The following is a 16,148-nucleotide window of genomic DNA, read 5'->3' as shown; positions in this document are numbered from 1 at the left end:
GATGGCAAGCGCGATCAAGGGCCGTGGTGCGACCGGCCATCTGCCCGGGCGATTCGAAGTCACCACCCAACAGGCAGTGGACGATGGCTGGTACGCCGACGACGGCGAAGAGTTCGTCGCGCCGGCATTGCGTACGCAAGTCACCGAGGAAACCGCGCGCAGCATCATCAGCCGTAACCAGTCGCCGGACATCGGGTTTTCGCAATCGGTCAATCCGTATCGCGGTTGCGAGCATGGCTGCAGCTACTGTTTCGCACGGCCCTCGCATGCGTATCTCAATCTGTCGCCCGGGTTGGATTTCGAGACGAAGCTGTTCGCCAAGACCAATGCGCCGGAGCTGCTGCGCCGGGAATTGTCGCGCCCGGGCTATGTGCCCAGCCCGATCGCACTGGGCATCAACACCGATGCGTACCAGCCGATCGAGCGCAAACGTGCACTGACGCGGCGGTTGATCGAGGTGCTGTGGGAAACGCGCCATCCGTTCACGCTGATCACCAAGAATGCGTTGGTGACGCGCGACCTGGACCTGCTCGCGCCGCTGGCACGCGAGGGCCTGGTCAACGTGCACTTTTCGGTGACCACGCTGGACCCGCAGCTGTCGGCAAAGCTGGAACCGCGCGCGTCCGCACCGCATGCCCGCCTGCGCGCGATGCGGACGCTGCACGCGGCCGGCGTGCCGGTCGGGGTGATGGCCGCGCCGGTGATTCCGTGGATCAACGACCATGAGTTGGAAGCGATTCTGCAGGCCGCGTCCGATGCCGGCGCGCACAGCGCCGGCTACGTGTTGCTGCGGCTCCCGCACGAAGTGGCGCCGCTGTTCCGCGACTGGCTGCAGACCCATCACCCACAACGCGCCGCGCATGTGATGAGCACGATCCAGCAACTACGCGGCGGCAAGGATTACGACAGCGCCTTCGGCGCGCGCATGCGTGGGCAAGGCGTGTACGCGGACCTGTTGGCGCGACGTTTCGCGCTGGCCCACCGCCGCTGCGGTTTCGACGCACGCCAGATGCCGCGGTTGGACACGGCCAAGTTCCGCCGCCCCGCTCCACCGGTCAAACCGGTGCCGGCATCGCCGCAGGGGCAGTTGTTTTAAGGACGGGGATTCGTGATTGGGGATTGGGGATTCGTAAGAGCCGTCGTGATTCGGCAGTCGGGATCAGTGATTCGCAACAGCAGCAGCACTGCAGTGCCCCGCTCTTGCGAATCCCCAATCCCCAATCACGAATCCCCGCCATATAACGCCTGCGCCGACTGAAACAGGATCCAGCTGGTGGCAATGAACTTGTCGCCGCCGACCGGGCGGTTGCCGCGGTGGGTGTGGGTGAAGGCGGTGGGCGCGATCAGCAGGCTGCCGGTGCGGGGGCGTGCCTTGCGCTGCTGGAACAGGAATTCGGTTTCGCCCTGTTCGAATTCCTCGTTGAGGTACAGCGTCCACAGCAGGTGCCGGTGCAAGGTGTCGGCGCTGGCATCGCGTGGATACAGTTCGCAATGCCAATACGGATACCCGCCCTGGTCGGCGGTGTACCACTGCAGATTGATCGCGCCCGGACGCAGGCAGGTGCGTGCCAGATCGCCCAGCGCCTGGTCGCTCATCTGCACGATGTCTTCGGCAACCAGCCGGTGCGGGCTGCCGTCGGCGGTGGTGACCTGCAACATCAATGGCGAGATCAACGCCTGCGGATAGCGCCGCAGATAGGTGAGCACGCCCTCGAAAACAGCGTGCTGGATGCGGTTTTCCGCTGACGCCCACTCGGCCACGCCGCTGATGCGCAGGTCGCGGCTGTGTTTGAGGTCGGGAAACACGCCGCTACCGACGCGCCCCGGTTGCAGCTGCTGACTGGCGCGCATGCGTTGCACGATCGCCGCGCAATCCTCGCGCGATACCGCGTGGTCGGTGATCTGGATGAAGTCGGGTTGGTCCATGCGCATGACCATAGCAACCTCGGCCGCAGCCTGCATGATCGGTGCCGTTAGTGTACACACGTGGATCGATACGCTGCGCCATGTCGCGCCGGGGTTGCTTCGATGCGCGCTGCTGGACCTGGCGGGTTTCGCGCGCAAGACCGGGCCAGTGCAACCGGCGCCGCGCCGTCCGGATCTTCCGCCGCAGTGTCCTTGCCACGCAAGGCAACGCCGCGTTGCGCTGGTCTTGTCGATGACGATGCTGCGCGCCTGCAGCATCGGTGCACGCGCACAGCGTCCGCACGATCGCAAAGAAAAACCCCGCCGAAGCGGGGTTTTTCATCACACGTGTGGCCGAGCGTCGATCAGAACTTGTAGTTGATCGAGGCAGCCAGCACGTCGCCGCGCACCTGGTAGTCACCGACCAGCGTGTTGCCGGTGGCGGTGGTGCGGTTGGTGGTCGGGTCGCTGGTGAACAGGTGCGTATAGCCGAAGTTGTACTCGGCCTTGTCCGACGGACGCCAGCTCATACCTACCGACACCCACTTGCGGCTCGCATCCGGTACGCGCACGTCACGGTGCTCGGCGGTGGTCGGAGTCTGGTCGTAGGCCAGACCGCCGCGCAGGGTCACGGTCTCGCTCATGCGGTAATCGGCACCGATCGAGGCGAAGGTGGTGTCGCGGTAGGAGAAGTCCAGCACGCTGTCGGGCTGGTTGGAGGCGAAGTCCACCGTCACCTGGTCGAACTTGCTCCAGGCGGTGCGGGTGACGTCGGCCATGATCGACCACTGCTCGTTCACGTTGTGGGTGAAGCTGGCGGTGGCACTGGCCGGCAGCTTGACCGTGGCGCGACCCTTGGTGTCGATGAAGGTGCCCGGAGCAGCCTGCGCCAGCACGGCGGAAGCGCCGCCCGGCACGGTGAAGTCGGCGTCGCCATCAGTGATCTTGTGCTCGACTTCCGAGCGGTAGCTGAAGCCGATGTGGGTGTTTTCGTCGATGCTGAACAAGCCGCCGAGGGTGAAGCCCACTTCGGTGCTGTCGCCCTTGATGCGCGAGTAACCATCGGCGCTGCCCGGTGCGAAGCCCGGCGCGCGACGCGCAGCCAGGATGCTGCCGAAGTCCACGGCGTTGGCCAGGTCGATATCCAGACGCTCGGCGAACACCGAGGCACCGAAGGACACATACGGATTCACGTCATAGGAGAACGCGACATTGAAGTCGATCGCCTGCAGCTCGGTCTTGGTGCCGTGGTAGCGGCCGACCCAGTCGCGGTCGTATTCGGTCTTGAAGCCGAACGGCACGGTCAGCGAAGTACCCAGGTGCATGTTGTCGTTCTCGCCGAACGGCACGTGGAAGTACATCGCCGGGACCGGCGCGATCATGCCGGCGTCGCCGCCATTGCCGCCGGAGATCGGCGCACCGTTGGCATAGCTGGCGCGGTCGCCCTGGAACTTGGCCGAGAAGCTGATGGCGCTGACGTCGGCCTGGAACAGGCGGCCGTCGAGCTGGCGCATGCCTGCCGGGTTGTTGGCGATGATCGAGGCATCGTCGGGGGCACTGCCCGAACCTGCGAAGGCGCGGCCAAGACCCTTGGCGCTGTTTTCCTTCAACTGGAACGCGGCGCCGTGGGCCTGGCCAACGGCCAGCACACCGGCGATACCAACGGCCAACAGGGTGGCGCGGCTAAGAGTAGAAGCGGTAGACATAAGTGGTGCTCTCCGGATAAGGACTGCAGTGGTCGGTACAGCGCCCGCGCCCAGCGCCAAGTGGCTGCTGGAGCGCGCCGGAGACCCCCCCCCGACATACGACGCCGTACGTAGTATACCCATGACGATTAACCGAACAATAACAAAGTGCATTTTGATCGCTCAGACAGGTTAGGGATGGGTTCAGGAGCGTGAACCCGCTAGAGTGCCACTCCGATGTTCGTTTCGATCCCCTCCCGCAAGAAATCCGCGCCGCGCTGGGCGGTGCCGCTGCTGTTTGCCACGGTGTGGCTGGCCTATCTGTGGTCGATCAGCCGGCCGGGCGAAGCGCGCAATACGCTGTGGCTGGACTGGGGCGCGCTGTCCAGCGGCGTGTCCAACCTGGCCGACTGGTGGGCGACGCTGCGCGACGGTAGCGTGCTGCGCTTGTTCACTGCGCTGTTCCTGCATGCCGACTGGTCGCATCTGCTCGGCAATCTGGTGTTCCTGCTGATCTTCGGGCTGCCGGCCGAGCGCATTCTGGGGCCGTGGCGCTTGCTGCTGCTGTTCCTGGTCGGCGGTGCGGCCTCCAATCTGGCGGCGATCTTCGCCATCGGCACCCCGGACCGGGTGATCATCGGCGCCTCGGGCGCGGTGTCGGCGTTGATCGGCACCTATCTGGCGCTGTTTCCGGGCGCCAAGCTGGGCGTGGTGCTGCCGCTTGGGGTGTTTCTGGAATTCATCCGGGTGCCGGCGCCGCTGCTGATCGGCGCCTGGGCGCTGCTGCAGGTGGTGTTCGCCTATATCGGCCCGGCGTTCGGCATGGTGGCATGGTCGGCGCATATCGCCGGTTTCGTGTTCGGCATCGTCTATGGGCTGTATGTGCGTGCGGCGATCGCGCGACGGCTGCGCAAGCGCCACGGGTTCTAGCGCGGCGATCGAGTCGATGCGAACGGCCGTGCTGCGCGGCGCAGGGGCTGCACGACCTCGGCTGCGCTGGCGCGCCTATACTTGCGCCATGTCCAAGCCCTTGTACAAAGTCACCTTCCTCAATCACGGCAAGGTGTACGAGCTTTACGCGCGGCAGGTCACCGGCAGCCATCTGTGGGGCTTCAACCAGATCGGCGAGCTGGTGTTCGACGTGCACGACGGGTTGGTGGTCGATCCCACCGAAGAACGCCTGCGCGAAGAGTTCGGCAACACCAAGACGCTGCACCTGCCGATGCAAAGCATCGTGCGGATCGAAGAAGTGGAAAAGAAAGGCCAGTCGGTGATCCGCGATGCCGCCACCGGCGACAAGGTGGTCACGCCGTTCCCGCTGCCGGGCAAGCCGCGCTGATGCGCATCCTGGTGCCCGACGATTACCAGGGCGCGGTGCGGCAGCTGCCCTGCCTGCAGCGGCTGCACGGGCATGAGGTGCAGGTGCTGGGCGCGCTGGCCACCGATCCCAACGAATGGGCCGAGCGCCTGGTCGAAGCCGACGCGCTGGTGCTGATCCGCGAACGCACCCGCGTGGACGCGACGCTGTTGCGGCGCTTGCCGCGGCTGAAACTGATCAGCCAGACCGGGCGCGTGGGTGCGCATCTGGATGTGGCCGCGTGCACCGAATTCGGAGTGGCGGTGGCCGAGGGCGTCGGTTCGCCGGTAGCGCCGGCCGAGCTCACCTGGGCCTTGATCCTGTCGGCCAGCCGCCGCTTGAGCGATTATCAGCGTGCCCTGCAGCAGGGCCGTTGGCAGGCGCTTGGCGATCCTGGACTGGGACGCGTACTGCATGGGCGCACGCTGGGCATCTGGAGTTACGGACGGATCGGCCAACGCGTGGCCCACTTTGGCCGGGCATTCGGCATGCAGGTGCTGGTGTGGGGCGGCGAAGCCTCCTGTGCGCAGGCTGCACGCGATGGCTTCGAGATCGCTGCCAGCCGTGACGCGCTGTTCGAGCGTAGCGATGTGCTGTCGCTGCATCGACGCCTGACCGCACAGACCCGCCACCAGGTGAGCGCACAGGATCTGGCGCGCATGCGCCCGGATGCGTTGTTGGTCAACACCAGCCGCGCCGAGTTGATTGCGCCTGGCGCATTGTTGGCCGCGCTCGACGCCGGGCGCCCTGCACAGGCCGCAGTGGATGTGTTCGAACGCGAACCGGTACTGGATGCGCGCGACCCGTTGCTGCAGCATCCGCGCGTGTTGGCCACGCCGCATCTGGGCTATGTGGAACGCGACAGTTACGCGCTGTACTTCGATGCAGCGTTCGACAATGTGCTGGCGTTTGCTGCGGGCTCGCCGCGCAACCTGGTCAATCCCGAAGCCTTGGCGATCGCGCGGTAACGCCACTGCAGTTGCAGACCATGCGGTTCATGGCGCTGCGCTTGCACACCTCGCCACTGGGTAGGTCGAATGCCTGAATTAAGCCGACCCGCGAAGCGGGTTCGGCTTGAATGAATTTTTAGCTTGCTGCTCGCGGTATGCGGCAACAACGTCATTGGGGATGTATATGTACTCAAGCACATGGTCCAGGATCTCTGGGTACAAGAACAGCGGCGAGTTCTCAGCATAGTGATGAGTTGGCACAGTAACGCGCTGGCGACGCGACTTGCCATAGAAGCCATTTTGCCAAATCAAAGGCGCTCTCGCTGGATGTGTCTGCTTCTTGATGATGGTCTCCAGCGCCCCGCCCACTATGTAGAACTCTTGAGGAGAACGTTTCTCCGCCGTCTCATTGCGCTGAATTTCCAAGTCAAGCATGGGTAGCGAAGCCTTGTCGGGGATAGGCAAAAGATAGTCCATGACTCGGCAGTAACGACGGAGTTCCCAAACGGCCTTATCCAGCTCTACTAGTTTTGGCCCGTGAATGAAGTAGGACGTTTCCAGGTAGCGGAAACGGCCGTAATTGTCTAGGTGTGCCAGAAGCTGTAAGGACGAATCGCTTAGCTTGATCTTGAAGGGGGCCTTCTCGGCCTGCTTCTGTGCGCATGCTAGATCGTGCCTGACGTTCTTAGCCTTGATACGGTTGTAGAGAAGAATGGCTTTGAAGTACTTCTCGAAGGCCTGAAGGGACGACCAATGGAACTGCGAGATCAGGCCTGCTCTGTAGCACATGCGCGCGCTAATGTAGTCGCGGTCTGCGACATCTCTGAAGCAGCGCGATGCAAAGCTGTTTAGGTGGGCTCCGAGATTCTCCATAAGCAAGCTAACATCCTCGATCTGACCACTTTTGAAATCAGTCAACGGCAATGCCAGCCGCCTTGGCGATCGCCGCGCCAGCGTTGCTTGTGGACGGCGACGCGACCGCAGCACTGCAGTTTCAAACCGGTTCAACCGAACGGGCATGATCTGCAAAGAGCCTGCCTGGTCGCAAACGCATTCACTGCCAAGTGCGCCACCGCCAGGTCCGCTGCTGCGCGAACGCACAGCAGCGGGGCCTTGCCCAGCCTTACTTGCTTGGCTCGACCGGCTTGGGCGTCTCTGCTGGCGCGGTTGGCGCTGCCGGCGCGACCGGCGGCTTGGCAGTGTCAGCGGGTTCGGCCGTCTTGGGCTTGTCCGTACTGGCTGGACGCGCTGCTGCCTGCTTGGGGTCGGCCGCTGTCTTGGCGGCCTTCGCCTTCTGCGCTGCCTGTGCCTGTGCCTTGGCCTTGCGGGCGGCTTGTGCCTTGGCGGCGGAGCCGGGTTGCTTGAGTTCGGCCAATGCCGCTGCAATCGGGCCGTCGCCCGGCAGCACGTCGCCGGCGCTATAGCCCTCTTCGCCCTCTTCGTCGCCACGCAGGTGGCCCGGCAGGGTGGCTTCGCTGTAGTCGGCCAGGCTGGCCGGCACGTCGGCGTCGCCCGGTTGCGGTTCGGGGCTGAGCATCACTTCGGGCACGATGCCGCTGGCCTGGATCGACTTGCCGCTGGGCGTGTAATAGCGCGCGGTGGTGAGCTTGACCGAATCGCCGTTGTCCAGCGGCAACACCGTCTGCACCGAGCCCTTGCCGAAGGTGCGGCTGCCGATGATGCGCGCGCGCTGGTTGTCGCGCAGGGCGCCGGCCAGCACCTCCGACGCACTGGCCGAGCCGGCGTCCACCAGCACCACCACCGGCGCGCCACCGAGCAGATCGCCCGGGGTGGCGTCGAACTTGGCATCGCTGATGGAGATGCGCCCGCGCGTGCTGACGATGTTGCCCTTGTCGAGAAGATCGTCGGCCACCTGCACTGCCGAGGTCAGCAGACCGCCCGGGTTGCTGCGCAGATCCAGCACCAACCCACGCAGTTTGCCGCCGGCCTGCAGCTGCTTGAGGTTTTTCTGGAAATCGGCGCCGGTGTCGGCCTGGAAGGTGCTGATGCGGATGTAGCCATAGCCCGGCTCCAGCAGCCTGCTGCGCACGCTGGCCACGCGGATGGTCTCGCGCTTCAAGCTGACATCGAACGGCTTGGGTGTCTTGTCGCGCATGATGGTGAGCACCACCGTGCTGCCGGAATCGCCACGCAGCGGCTCCATCGCCTTGCTGGCGTCGATCGCCTTGCCGTCGATGGCCACGATGATGTCGCCGGCGCGAATGCCGGCACGCGCGGCCGGGGTGTCGTCGATCGGCGCGATCACCTTGAGCGTGTTGTCCTGCTGCTGCAGCAATTCCACGCCGATCCCGTCGTAGGCGCCGGTGGCCTGTTCGTCGAAGGCTTCGGCGTCTTCCTTGTCGAAATAGGTGCTGTGCGGGTCCAGGTCCGAGAGCAGGCCGCGCACTGCGGCGTGCATCAGCTTCTTGTCTTCGACCGGGTCGACGTAGGCCTGCTTGACCGCGTTGTACACCGCCACGAAGCGGCGGATCTCGTCCAACGGGACTTTGGAGACGGCCGCTTCATTGGCTTCCGGATCGTCCGCAGTGGCCTGCTCGGCGGTGGGACTGGCTTTCTGCGCCCAACCGGGTGAAGCGAACAGGGCCAGCGACAGGGCAACGGACAGGACGGCTACGCGCATGAAGCACTCCGACAAAGAGATATGACGCCCCGTACGCCGGAGCTGACTGGATTATGCGCGAAGCAGCGGTAAATCCGCGTTGAATTGCCGGCGCTGCGCCGCACTCAGCGGCGCTGCAGCCAGCTCGATGGATCCACCGGCTGCCCATTGCGGCGCAATTCGAAGTACAGCGCCGGCACGCCCTGCCCGCCCGAGCTGCCGACCTTGGCCACCGCATCGCCGCGCTTGATCGCCGCGCCGGCATCGCGCAACAGCGTGTCGTTGTGCGCGTACAGGCTCATGTAGCCGTTGCCGTGGTCCACGATCAGGATCATGCCGTAGCCGGTCATCCAGTCGGAAAACACCACCGTGCCGTCGGCCACCGCGGTGACGGTGGTGCCTTTGGGAGCGCCGATCAGCACGCCCTTGCTGGTGTGTCCGTCCGGCAGCGTGGCGTTGAAGCGCGCCAGCAGGTTGCCCGACACCGGCCAGCTCAGCCCGCCGACCTTCGGTGCCGGCGCGTTGGCGACCACCTTGGGCGGCGTCTTGCCAGGCCGATCAGGTCGGTCGGTCTTGCCGCGTTTGGCCTGTGCAGCGGCCTCCGCAGCCGCGCGCTTGGCCGCAGCCCGACGTTCGGCCTCGGCTTTGGCGGCGGCCGCGCGCAGATTGGCGAGCAGCTGTTCCAGCGACTTGGCGTCCTGGCCCAGGGCTTTTTCGCGTTCGGCGCGCTGCTTGTAGCGATCGTCCAGCTGCGCGACCGTGGCCGCCTGCTGCGAGCGGTCCTTCTGCAACGACAAGGCCTGCGCCTTCTGCTGCGCGCGTGCGGCATCCAGCGCCTGGCGACGGGTGGCGATGTCCTGCTCCACCTTGGTGAGGGCATCCAGCTGCGTGGTGAGCGCATGGATGCGTTGTGCGCGCGCATTCTGCACGTAGCGATGATCGGCCAGCATGCGCGTGGCATCGCCCACCGTGTCCTGCGACAACAGCACCTTCAGCGGCGCGTTGCGGCCGACCTGATCGGCGGCGCGCAACAACGCGGCCAGCTGTACGCGCTGGTCCTGCAGACCGCGCTGCAACTGCGCACGCTCCTGCTGCAGTTTGCTCAGGTGCTGTTCGTGTTCGCGCATGGCCGTTTCGGTTTCGCTCAGGGCGCGCGCGGTCTTGGCGACCTTCTCATCGGCCTGGCGCAGCTGCTGGGCGGCGGTGCCGCGCTTGCCTTCCAGTTCGCGGCGGTCGGCGGTGATGGTCTTGAGCTCATCGCGCAGCTGCTGCAGTTTGCGCTCGGCCTCGCGCTGGCTCTGCGCGCTGGCCCCGGTGCTGCCCAGCAACAGGCAGGCCAGTACGGTCGCGGCCAGCCACGTGCGTCCACGGCCGGTGGCGGGGGCAAGTGGCAGGCGCAATCGCGGGGCGGGCAAAGGGGGCAACGAAAGGTCCAGTGACTTCAGGCAGGTGCGCGATTGTAGCCAAGCATGGTGTGATCACCGCCACGCCCCAGACAGCCGCCGCCGCGCGAGGTTCAGCATGAAGTCTAAGCATCTCCTCCTGGCGCTGTCTCTGGTCTGCGCGAGTGCCTGGGCCGACGAGGACATCAGCAAGGTCAACGGCCGCATCAGCGCCGAGGCCGGCAAGGTCTATGGCGGCCTGGAGACCGTCAACGGCTCCATCGAGATCGGTGCCGGTGCGCAGACCAGGCGCGTGGAAACGGTCAATGGCGGCATCCAGATCGGCGATGCCGCGCGCACCGGCGGCGTGTCCACGGTCAACGGGAAGATCAGCCTGGGCCAGAAGGTGGTGGTGTCCGGCGGGCTGGAGACGGTCAACGGCAGCATCCTGGTGGAACGCGGCAGCCGGATCAGCGGCGGCGTGGAAACGGTCAACGGCAGCATCGGCCTGGTGGAAACCGAGCTCGGCAAAGGGATCGAGACCGTCAACGGCGATATCACCGTGGGGGTGCGCTCGCACGTGCGCGGCGGGATCGAGATCACCAAGCCGAATTTCAGTTTCTCGTTCAAGCCTGCGCGCAAGCCGCGCGTGGTGATCGGCCCGGATGCGGTGGTCGATGGGCCGCTGGTCTTCAAGCGCGAAGTCAGCCTGTACGTGCACCGCACTGCCAAGATCGGCGCGGTGGCCGGCGCGACCGCGCGCAGCTTCAACAGCGACGTGGCACCCGAGGACTGACGCGCCGACCACAGCCACCGCCTAGAATCGGGGAACCTTCGCCGCACGAGGAGTCCCGATGCCCCGCAAGATCCTGTTGTGCCTGGCCGCGACGCTGGCCCTGGCCGGCTGCAAACGTGAGCCTGCCGACGCACCTGCCGCGCCCAGCGCGCAGACCCCGGCCGATACCGCACCCAGCGCACCGGTCAGCCGGCACGCGTTCTCGCCGGAGATGACGACCGGCGACTTCGCCGAGTTGGTCAAGACGCTGTCCTCGGACGCCTTCGAAGGACGCGGCCCCGGCACACCGGGCGAAGAGAAGACCGTCACCTACATCCGCGACCAGATGCAGCGCATCGGGTTGCAGCCGGGCAATGGCGACAGCTGGTTCCAGGACGTACCGATGGTGGAAACCACAGCCGATGCGGCCACTGCCCCCAGCCTGCGCAGCGGCGATCAAACCCGCGCGCTGAGCTTCGGCACCGATATCGTGGTGGGCACGCGCACCGGCCAGGCCGAGGTCAAGCTGGACAACAGCGAGCTGGTCTTCGTCGGCTACGGCGTGGATGCGCCCGAGCAGCAGTGGAACGACTACGCCGGCCAGGACTGGAAAGGCAAGACGGTGGTGATGTTCGTCAACGATCCGGGGTTTCATACCGGCGACGCCACGTTGTTCGACGGCAAGCGCATGACCTACTACGGGCGCTGGACCTACAAGTTCGAAGAGGCCGCGCGCAAGGGCGCGGCCGCCGCCTTGATCGTGCACGACACCCCCGGCGCCAGCTATGGCTGGGACGTGGTGAAAAATTCCTGGTCCGGCCCGCAATACGACCTGCCGGCCAAGGACGACCCCGATCCGCGCCTGCCGGTGCAGGGCTGGATCAGCGCCGACACCGCCAAGCAGTTGTTCGCCAACGCCGGGCTGGACCTGGCGCAGGCCTACAAGGACGCCAGCAAGCGCGGCTTCAAGCCGGTGCCATTGAAGGCCAACTGGTCGGTGGACCTGAAGAGCACCATCGCCGAAAAGACCTCGCGCAATGTGGTTGGGGTGCTGCCGGGCAGCAGCCATGCCGATGAGGCGGTGCTGTACATGGCGCACTGGGATCACCTGGGCAAGCATCCGGGCGAGAGCGGCGACAACATCTATAACGGTGCGGTGGACAACGCCACCGGCGTGGCCGGCATCCTGGAAATCGCCGATGCGTTCGCGCATCAGGACCCCAAGCCGGCGCGCTCGGTGGTGTTTGTGGCGGTGACGCTGGAGGAATCGGGGCTGCTCGGTTCCAAGTATTACGTGGCCAATCCCAGCTTCCCGCTGGACAAGATTGCCGCCGTGATCAATCTGGATGCGATGTCGGTGGCCGGACGCGCGCGCGATGTCACCGTGGTGGGCATGGGCAGTTCGGAGCTGGAGGACATCCTCAAGCCGATCGCCGCGATGCAGGGCCGCACCCTGCACGCCGAAGCCACCCCGCAAAGCGGCTCGTATTTCCGCTCGGATCACTTCAACTTCGCCAAGGCCGGTGTGCCGGCGCTGTATGCCGATGGTGGCGAAGACCTGCGCGAAGGCGGCAGCGCCGCCGGACGTGCCGCCGCCGAAGACTATGGACGCAACCGCTACCACGCCCCTGGCGATCAGTACGATGCGGCCACGTGGAAACTCGATGGCACGCTCGAAGACTTGCAGGTGGTGTATGGCGTGGGCAAGGAGGTAGCCGCTGGCGAGCGTTGGCCCAACTGGTATGCCGGCAATCCGTTCAAGGCCGCGCGCGATCGCATGATGGCCGGCACGCGTGGTGCAAGTACGGCAGCGGACGCACCCAAGCCTGAGGCCGATGGCAACGCGGACGCAGATGGAAAAAAGACAAATGGGAAAAAGATCACGCCTGCGCGCTGAGCGCCTGGATGGGTCACCGGCGTGGCGCCGGTGACGCGTTCGCCGCACTGCAATCGGTGCCGGTGGTCATTGCAGCGCTTCGCATAACGGCATTCGCCATAAAAAGGGCCTCCTGTCGGAGGCCCTTTGGGTTGTCGTCGATCGCCCGCTGTCAGTCGTTTTCGCGGCTGACCACGTGCGCATCTTCCGGGTCGATGTGCAGCTCCACCTTCTGGGCGCCCTGCATTGCATCCGCCTTCCACAGACCATCCTTGAACTTCAGATCGTGCACGTTGGAATAGCCGTTGCTGGACAACGCTGCACGGACATCGGCTTCGCTCAATGCCGAGGTGGTCTGGTCGCCGTAGACGCGGCCGGTGACCGGATCGATGCGCACATCCACGTCCTTGCCATCGCCGCTGCGCGCGTCAGCAGTCCACACGCCGTGCTCGAACTTGACGTCGTGCACCTTGGTGTAGCCCTTGCCGGTGAGCATGCTGGTGACCTCGTGGGATGTCAGCGCCTTGGTCGGCTTGGCCGCCGCCTGCGCGAAGGCAGCGTGCGATGCCAATGCAAGCGTGCCAATCAGCGCAGCCTTCATCAATCGATACGTCATGCGAATGCTCCTGCGGTGAAGTGCGCTCATGCTGGACGCCGCGTCATCGCCGGCAGGTGAAAAAACGCAGATGCGCACGACCACAGTTCAGTTAGCTGAAACGACTGCATGCCGATTCATGTGCATTGCACAGCATGTTTACATCCGGGCGCATGCCGGAGGAAAGGGACAACGTACAGCGCTCTCAATGAGCCTGAAAACCGCAGCCGGCAGGCGGTGATCTTTCCAAAAAAACTCTGCTCTACAAAAAAATCGGACCACCTTGCGGTGGCCCGATCCGAGAACTTGCGTTGCGACGGAAGGCTAAGGAATCGCGCGCGTCGCCCTTGCGGCATGCGGCGCGAGGATCGACATCTGCGGCTTGTCGGTGCCGTCCTTGTTCGGTTGCACGTTGTACGGATAGCTGACGTTCCACCATGCACCGGCAGCCCACCATGTCCAACCCAGCCAGACATCGGCGTTGTCTTCCATAAAGGACAGCATGCCCTGCAGTGCTTCGTTGCAGACGGCGTTGTTGGCGGTGCCGAATTCGCCCAGGAAGCCGCGTTTTTGATTGGTGCGCAACCAGGTGGTGAAGTTGCGCAAACGATCGACACCGACGGTGCCGCTGACGCAGACATGGGTGGTGCCGCTGGAATCGGTATCCAGGTATTGATGCACTTCGAAGGCATAGCGTTCGAGCGGATCGTGGATCGATGCCAATGCGGTTGCATTGGAATAGCCATCGTTGGTGGCCGAGTACCAACTGTGCGCACCGGTCCACGATGCGCCAGGCACCAGGATCAGGTTGTTGGCTCCGGTGGCGCGAATGGTATCGATGGCCGCCTGTGCAGCACGGGCCCAACCGCTGGCCGACACGCCGTTGGGCTCGTTCATCAGACCGAAGATCACCGCATTGTCGCTGGGAAAGACCAGCGCAAGTCGCCGCCACAGATCGGTGAAGGTCGCGATCGGCACTTCGGCGCCGCCGACCTTGTAGCCGTAGTATTTCCCGTAATTGTGGATGTCCAGCACCAGATACATGCCCGATGCCTTGGCGCGTGCCACGGCCTGTTGCACCAGCGCCAACTGGGTTGGATCCAGTTCGCCACGCGCGCTGGGTTGCAGGCGTTCCCAAAGGATCGGCAAGCGGATCGTATTCATGCCCACGCCAGCGAAATACGCGTAATCGTTGGCCGAGGCGTACATATAGTCTTTGTTGAGGACTCCCGGCTTTTTGGAGGATGCAAATTCGGCACCGGAAAGATTGACGCCGGCGTACCGCAGCGCACGCGTCTGTGCATGGGCGAACGGAAATGTGCCGAGCAGGATGCAGAACACGGCGCAACGGATCACGTTGCGTAGCGATTGAGAGACAGCAGACATAAAACCAACTCCTTCGACGACGGGAAGGATGTGTCGCCGCGCGTTGCGTGCGATCCGCGCGAGGTGCGCCACATCTGTCGTAACCAATGCATCTGCCGTGCCTAATCGCTCACCACATCGAATGTGAATTGAATGTGTTAATCGGCCCGCAGTTACATGCCACACCGGTCACGTTCTGAAACAGCACGCTGTAACGGCGCACACGAAAAACAAGTGCGCACGTCTGTTGAATGCGCCATCCATCTCCATGCGCTGTCGAAAAATCGGCGAATGGATGCGCTCGCCGTCAACGATGCGACGTCGAATCAATGACGCCACATTGCCGCGCCATCGCATGCGGCATGCGCGAACTGACGTGCGGTGGCGATCGACCTGGGTCACTCGACTTGGGTGATCTGCTCTGCGGTTTCAAAGCAGCCGGTACGCAGTCGTCTGCAAGGCGGTCGCGCTCGGTATGCCCATCGACAACGAGCAGATGGACAGTGCGATGCTGCGCGCGACTTCCGCCCCAGTATGATGATCGTGCTATGGCGTGTTCGCAGCGTTCACTCGGTAATGCGCTTTGCGCGCGCACTCAGGATCGACATCTGCGGCTTGTCGCGGCCCTGTGCGTCCGGATGCACGTTGAAGGGATAGGTGCCATTCCACCACGCACCGGCGGCCCACCAGATCCAGCCCAGCCAGACATCGCGGTTGGCTTCCATATAGCCGAGCATGCCGTTGAGTGCGCTGTTGCAGGTGGCATTGTTGCCGGTACCGAACTCGCCCAGAAAGCCGCGCTTGTGATTGAGGCGCAGCCACTGCGTAAAACTGCGCAGGCGTTCGGCACCGATGGTGCTGCTGACGCAGCCGGCGCTGGTGCCGCTTGAGTCCGTATCCAGATATTGATGGACTTCGATGGCGTAGCGATTGAGCGGATCGTTGATGGACGCCAATGCCACCGCGTTGGATTGCCCGGCCACGGTGGAATACCAGCTGTGCGCGCCGCTCCACAGCGCGCCGGGCACCAGGATCAGATTGTTGGCGCCGGTTTGGCGGATGGTGTCGATCGATGCCTGTGCCGCGTTGGCCCAGGATTGCGGGTTGATGTCGTAGGGCTCATTCATCAGCCCGAAGATCACCGTATCGTCGTCCTTGAAGGCGATCGCAAGACGTCGCCACAGATCGTTGAAGGTGCTGATCGGCACGCGCGGACTGCCGATCTTGTGGCCGTAGTAGCGGGCGTAGTTGTGGATGTCCAGGATCAGATAGACCTTGGCCGCCTTCGCGTTGGTCACGGCCTGGCGGATCAGCAACAGCTGCGCGGCGTCCAGCTCGCTTCCGGCACTGGGTTGCAGGCGTTCCCACAGGATGGGTAGCCGAATGGTGTTCATGTGCTTGCTGGCGAAGTAGCGGTAATCGCTGGCGGCCGGATACAGGTAATCGACGTTGAGCACGCCGGGCTTTTGCGAGGATTTGATTTCCGCGCCGGAAAGATTGACGCCTGCGTACTTCAGCGACGTCTGCGCATGTGCGAGCGGCACGACCGCAAGCAGCAACAAGACCAGCGCACGCCGAAGTAGCCGGCGTACGCGGGTGGGGGAGGGCAACATGGGTGACTCCTGGTGCATTCGCGGG

Annotated in this window: 14 protein-coding genes; 6 read left to right on the top strand and 8 right to left on the bottom strand. The window is 64.4% G+C overall.

All coding sequences use genetic code 11. From position 1 onward, the window contains the following. Position 1: 1 nt before the first annotated feature. Positions 2-1,096, top strand: coding sequence for a PA0069 family radical SAM protein (locus GGR61_RS14700; protein WP_184408300.1), 1,095 nt, complete (start codon positions 2-4; stop codon positions 1,094-1,096). A 125-nt stretch (positions 1,097-1,221) separates the two neighbouring features. On the opposite strand, the gene GGR61_RS14695 is transcribed toward GGR61_RS14700, so the two are convergent. Next, on the bottom strand, positions 1,222-1,938 hold the full coding sequence (locus tag GGR61_RS14695; protein WP_184622274.1) for a 2OG-Fe(II) oxygenase: 717 nt from the start codon (positions 1,936-1,938) through the stop codon (positions 1,222-1,224). A gap of 332 nt (positions 1,939-2,270) precedes the next feature. Beyond that, positions 2,271-3,611 carry an outer membrane protein transport protein gene (locus tag GGR61_RS14690; protein WP_184622272.1) on the bottom strand — a complete coding sequence of 447 codons (1,341 nt, stop codon included), beginning with the start codon at positions 3,609-3,611 and terminating at the stop codon, positions 2,271-2,273. A gap of 216 nt (positions 3,612-3,827) precedes the next feature. On the opposite strand from GGR61_RS14690, the gene GGR61_RS14685 reads away from it, so the two are divergent. The 3 genes from GGR61_RS14685 (at position 3,828) to GGR61_RS14675 (ending at position 5,915) form a co-directional block, all read left to right on the top strand. Further along, positions 3,828-4,520, top strand: coding sequence for a rhomboid family intramembrane serine protease (locus tag GGR61_RS14685; protein WP_184408303.1), 693 nt, complete (start codon positions 3,828-3,830; stop codon positions 4,518-4,520). An 88-nt stretch (positions 4,521-4,608) separates the two neighbouring features. Next, positions 4,609-4,929, top strand: a complete 321-nt coding sequence (locus GGR61_RS14680; RefSeq protein WP_184408304.1) for a DUF1820 family protein — start codon at positions 4,609-4,611, stop codon at positions 4,927-4,929. After that, complete coding sequence (locus GGR61_RS14675) at positions 4,929-5,915, top strand: D-2-hydroxyacid dehydrogenase family protein (RefSeq protein WP_184622270.1); 987 nt, start codon at positions 4,929-4,931, stop codon at positions 5,913-5,915. Before GGR61_RS14680 ends, GGR61_RS14675 begins: the two co-directional genes overlap by 1 nt. Positions 5,916-5,993: 78 nt before the next feature. Here the strand turns inward: GGR61_RS14675 and GGR61_RS14670 are convergent, their stop codons facing one another. The 3 genes from GGR61_RS14670 to GGR61_RS14660 form a co-directional block, all read right to left on the bottom strand. Next, positions 5,994-6,926 carry a hypothetical protein gene (locus GGR61_RS14670; protein WP_184622268.1) on the bottom strand — a complete coding sequence of 311 codons (933 nt, stop codon included), beginning with the start codon at positions 6,924-6,926 and terminating at the stop codon, positions 5,994-5,996. A gap of 94 nt (positions 6,927-7,020) precedes the next feature. Beyond that, the gene (locus GGR61_RS14665; RefSeq protein ID WP_184622266.1) at positions 7,021-8,538 is read right to left on the bottom strand and encodes a S41 family peptidase; all 1,518 of its coding nucleotides are present in this window, start codon (positions 8,536-8,538) and stop codon (positions 7,021-7,023) included. 104 nt (positions 8,539-8,642) lie between these two features. After that, the gene (locus GGR61_RS14660) at positions 8,643-9,941 is read right to left on the bottom strand and encodes a peptidoglycan DD-metalloendopeptidase family protein (protein WP_184622264.1); all 1,299 of its coding nucleotides are present in this window, start codon (positions 9,939-9,941) and stop codon (positions 8,643-8,645) included. A 97-nt stretch (positions 9,942-10,038) separates the two neighbouring features. Between GGR61_RS14660 and GGR61_RS14655 the strand changes: the two genes are divergently transcribed. Both GGR61_RS14655 and GGR61_RS14650 read left to right on the top strand, forming a co-directional pair. Then, a complete protein-coding gene (locus tag GGR61_RS14655) occupies positions 10,039-10,695 on the top strand; it encodes a hypothetical protein (protein WP_184622262.1) in 657 nt (218 codons plus the stop codon). A 58-nt stretch (positions 10,696-10,753) separates the two neighbouring features. Then, positions 10,754-12,571 carry a M28 family metallopeptidase gene (locus tag GGR61_RS14650; protein WP_184622260.1) on the top strand — a complete coding sequence of 606 codons (1,818 nt, stop codon included), beginning with the start codon at positions 10,754-10,756 and terminating at the stop codon, positions 12,569-12,571. Positions 12,572-12,722: 151 nt separating this feature from the next. On the opposite strand, the gene GGR61_RS14645 is transcribed toward GGR61_RS14650, so the two are convergent. The 3 genes from GGR61_RS14645 to GGR61_RS14635 form a co-directional block, all read right to left on the bottom strand. Then, positions 12,723-13,166 (bottom strand): PepSY domain-containing protein, encoded by a 444-nt coding sequence (locus tag GGR61_RS14645; RefSeq protein WP_184622258.1) that lies wholly within the window; start codon positions 13,164-13,166, stop codon positions 12,723-12,725. A 303-nt stretch (positions 13,167-13,469) separates the two neighbouring features. Next, positions 13,470-14,531: a glycoside hydrolase family 5 protein gene (locus GGR61_RS14640; RefSeq protein WP_184622256.1), complete on the bottom strand. Its 1,062-nt coding sequence runs from the start codon at positions 14,529-14,531 to the stop codon at positions 13,470-13,472. A 545-nt stretch (positions 14,532-15,076) separates the two neighbouring features. Further along, positions 15,077-16,123, bottom strand: coding sequence for a glycoside hydrolase family 5 protein (locus GGR61_RS14635; protein ID WP_260287959.1), 1,047 nt, complete (start codon positions 16,121-16,123; stop codon positions 15,077-15,079). Positions 16,124-16,148: the final 25 nt, after the last annotated feature.

The organism is Xanthomonas sp. 3058, from assembly GCF_014199765.1.
Lineage (GTDB): Bacteria > Pseudomonadota > Gammaproteobacteria > Xanthomonadales > Xanthomonadaceae > Xanthomonas > Xanthomonas campestris_B.
This window is presented reverse-complemented; position numbering and strand designations above follow the sequence as displayed.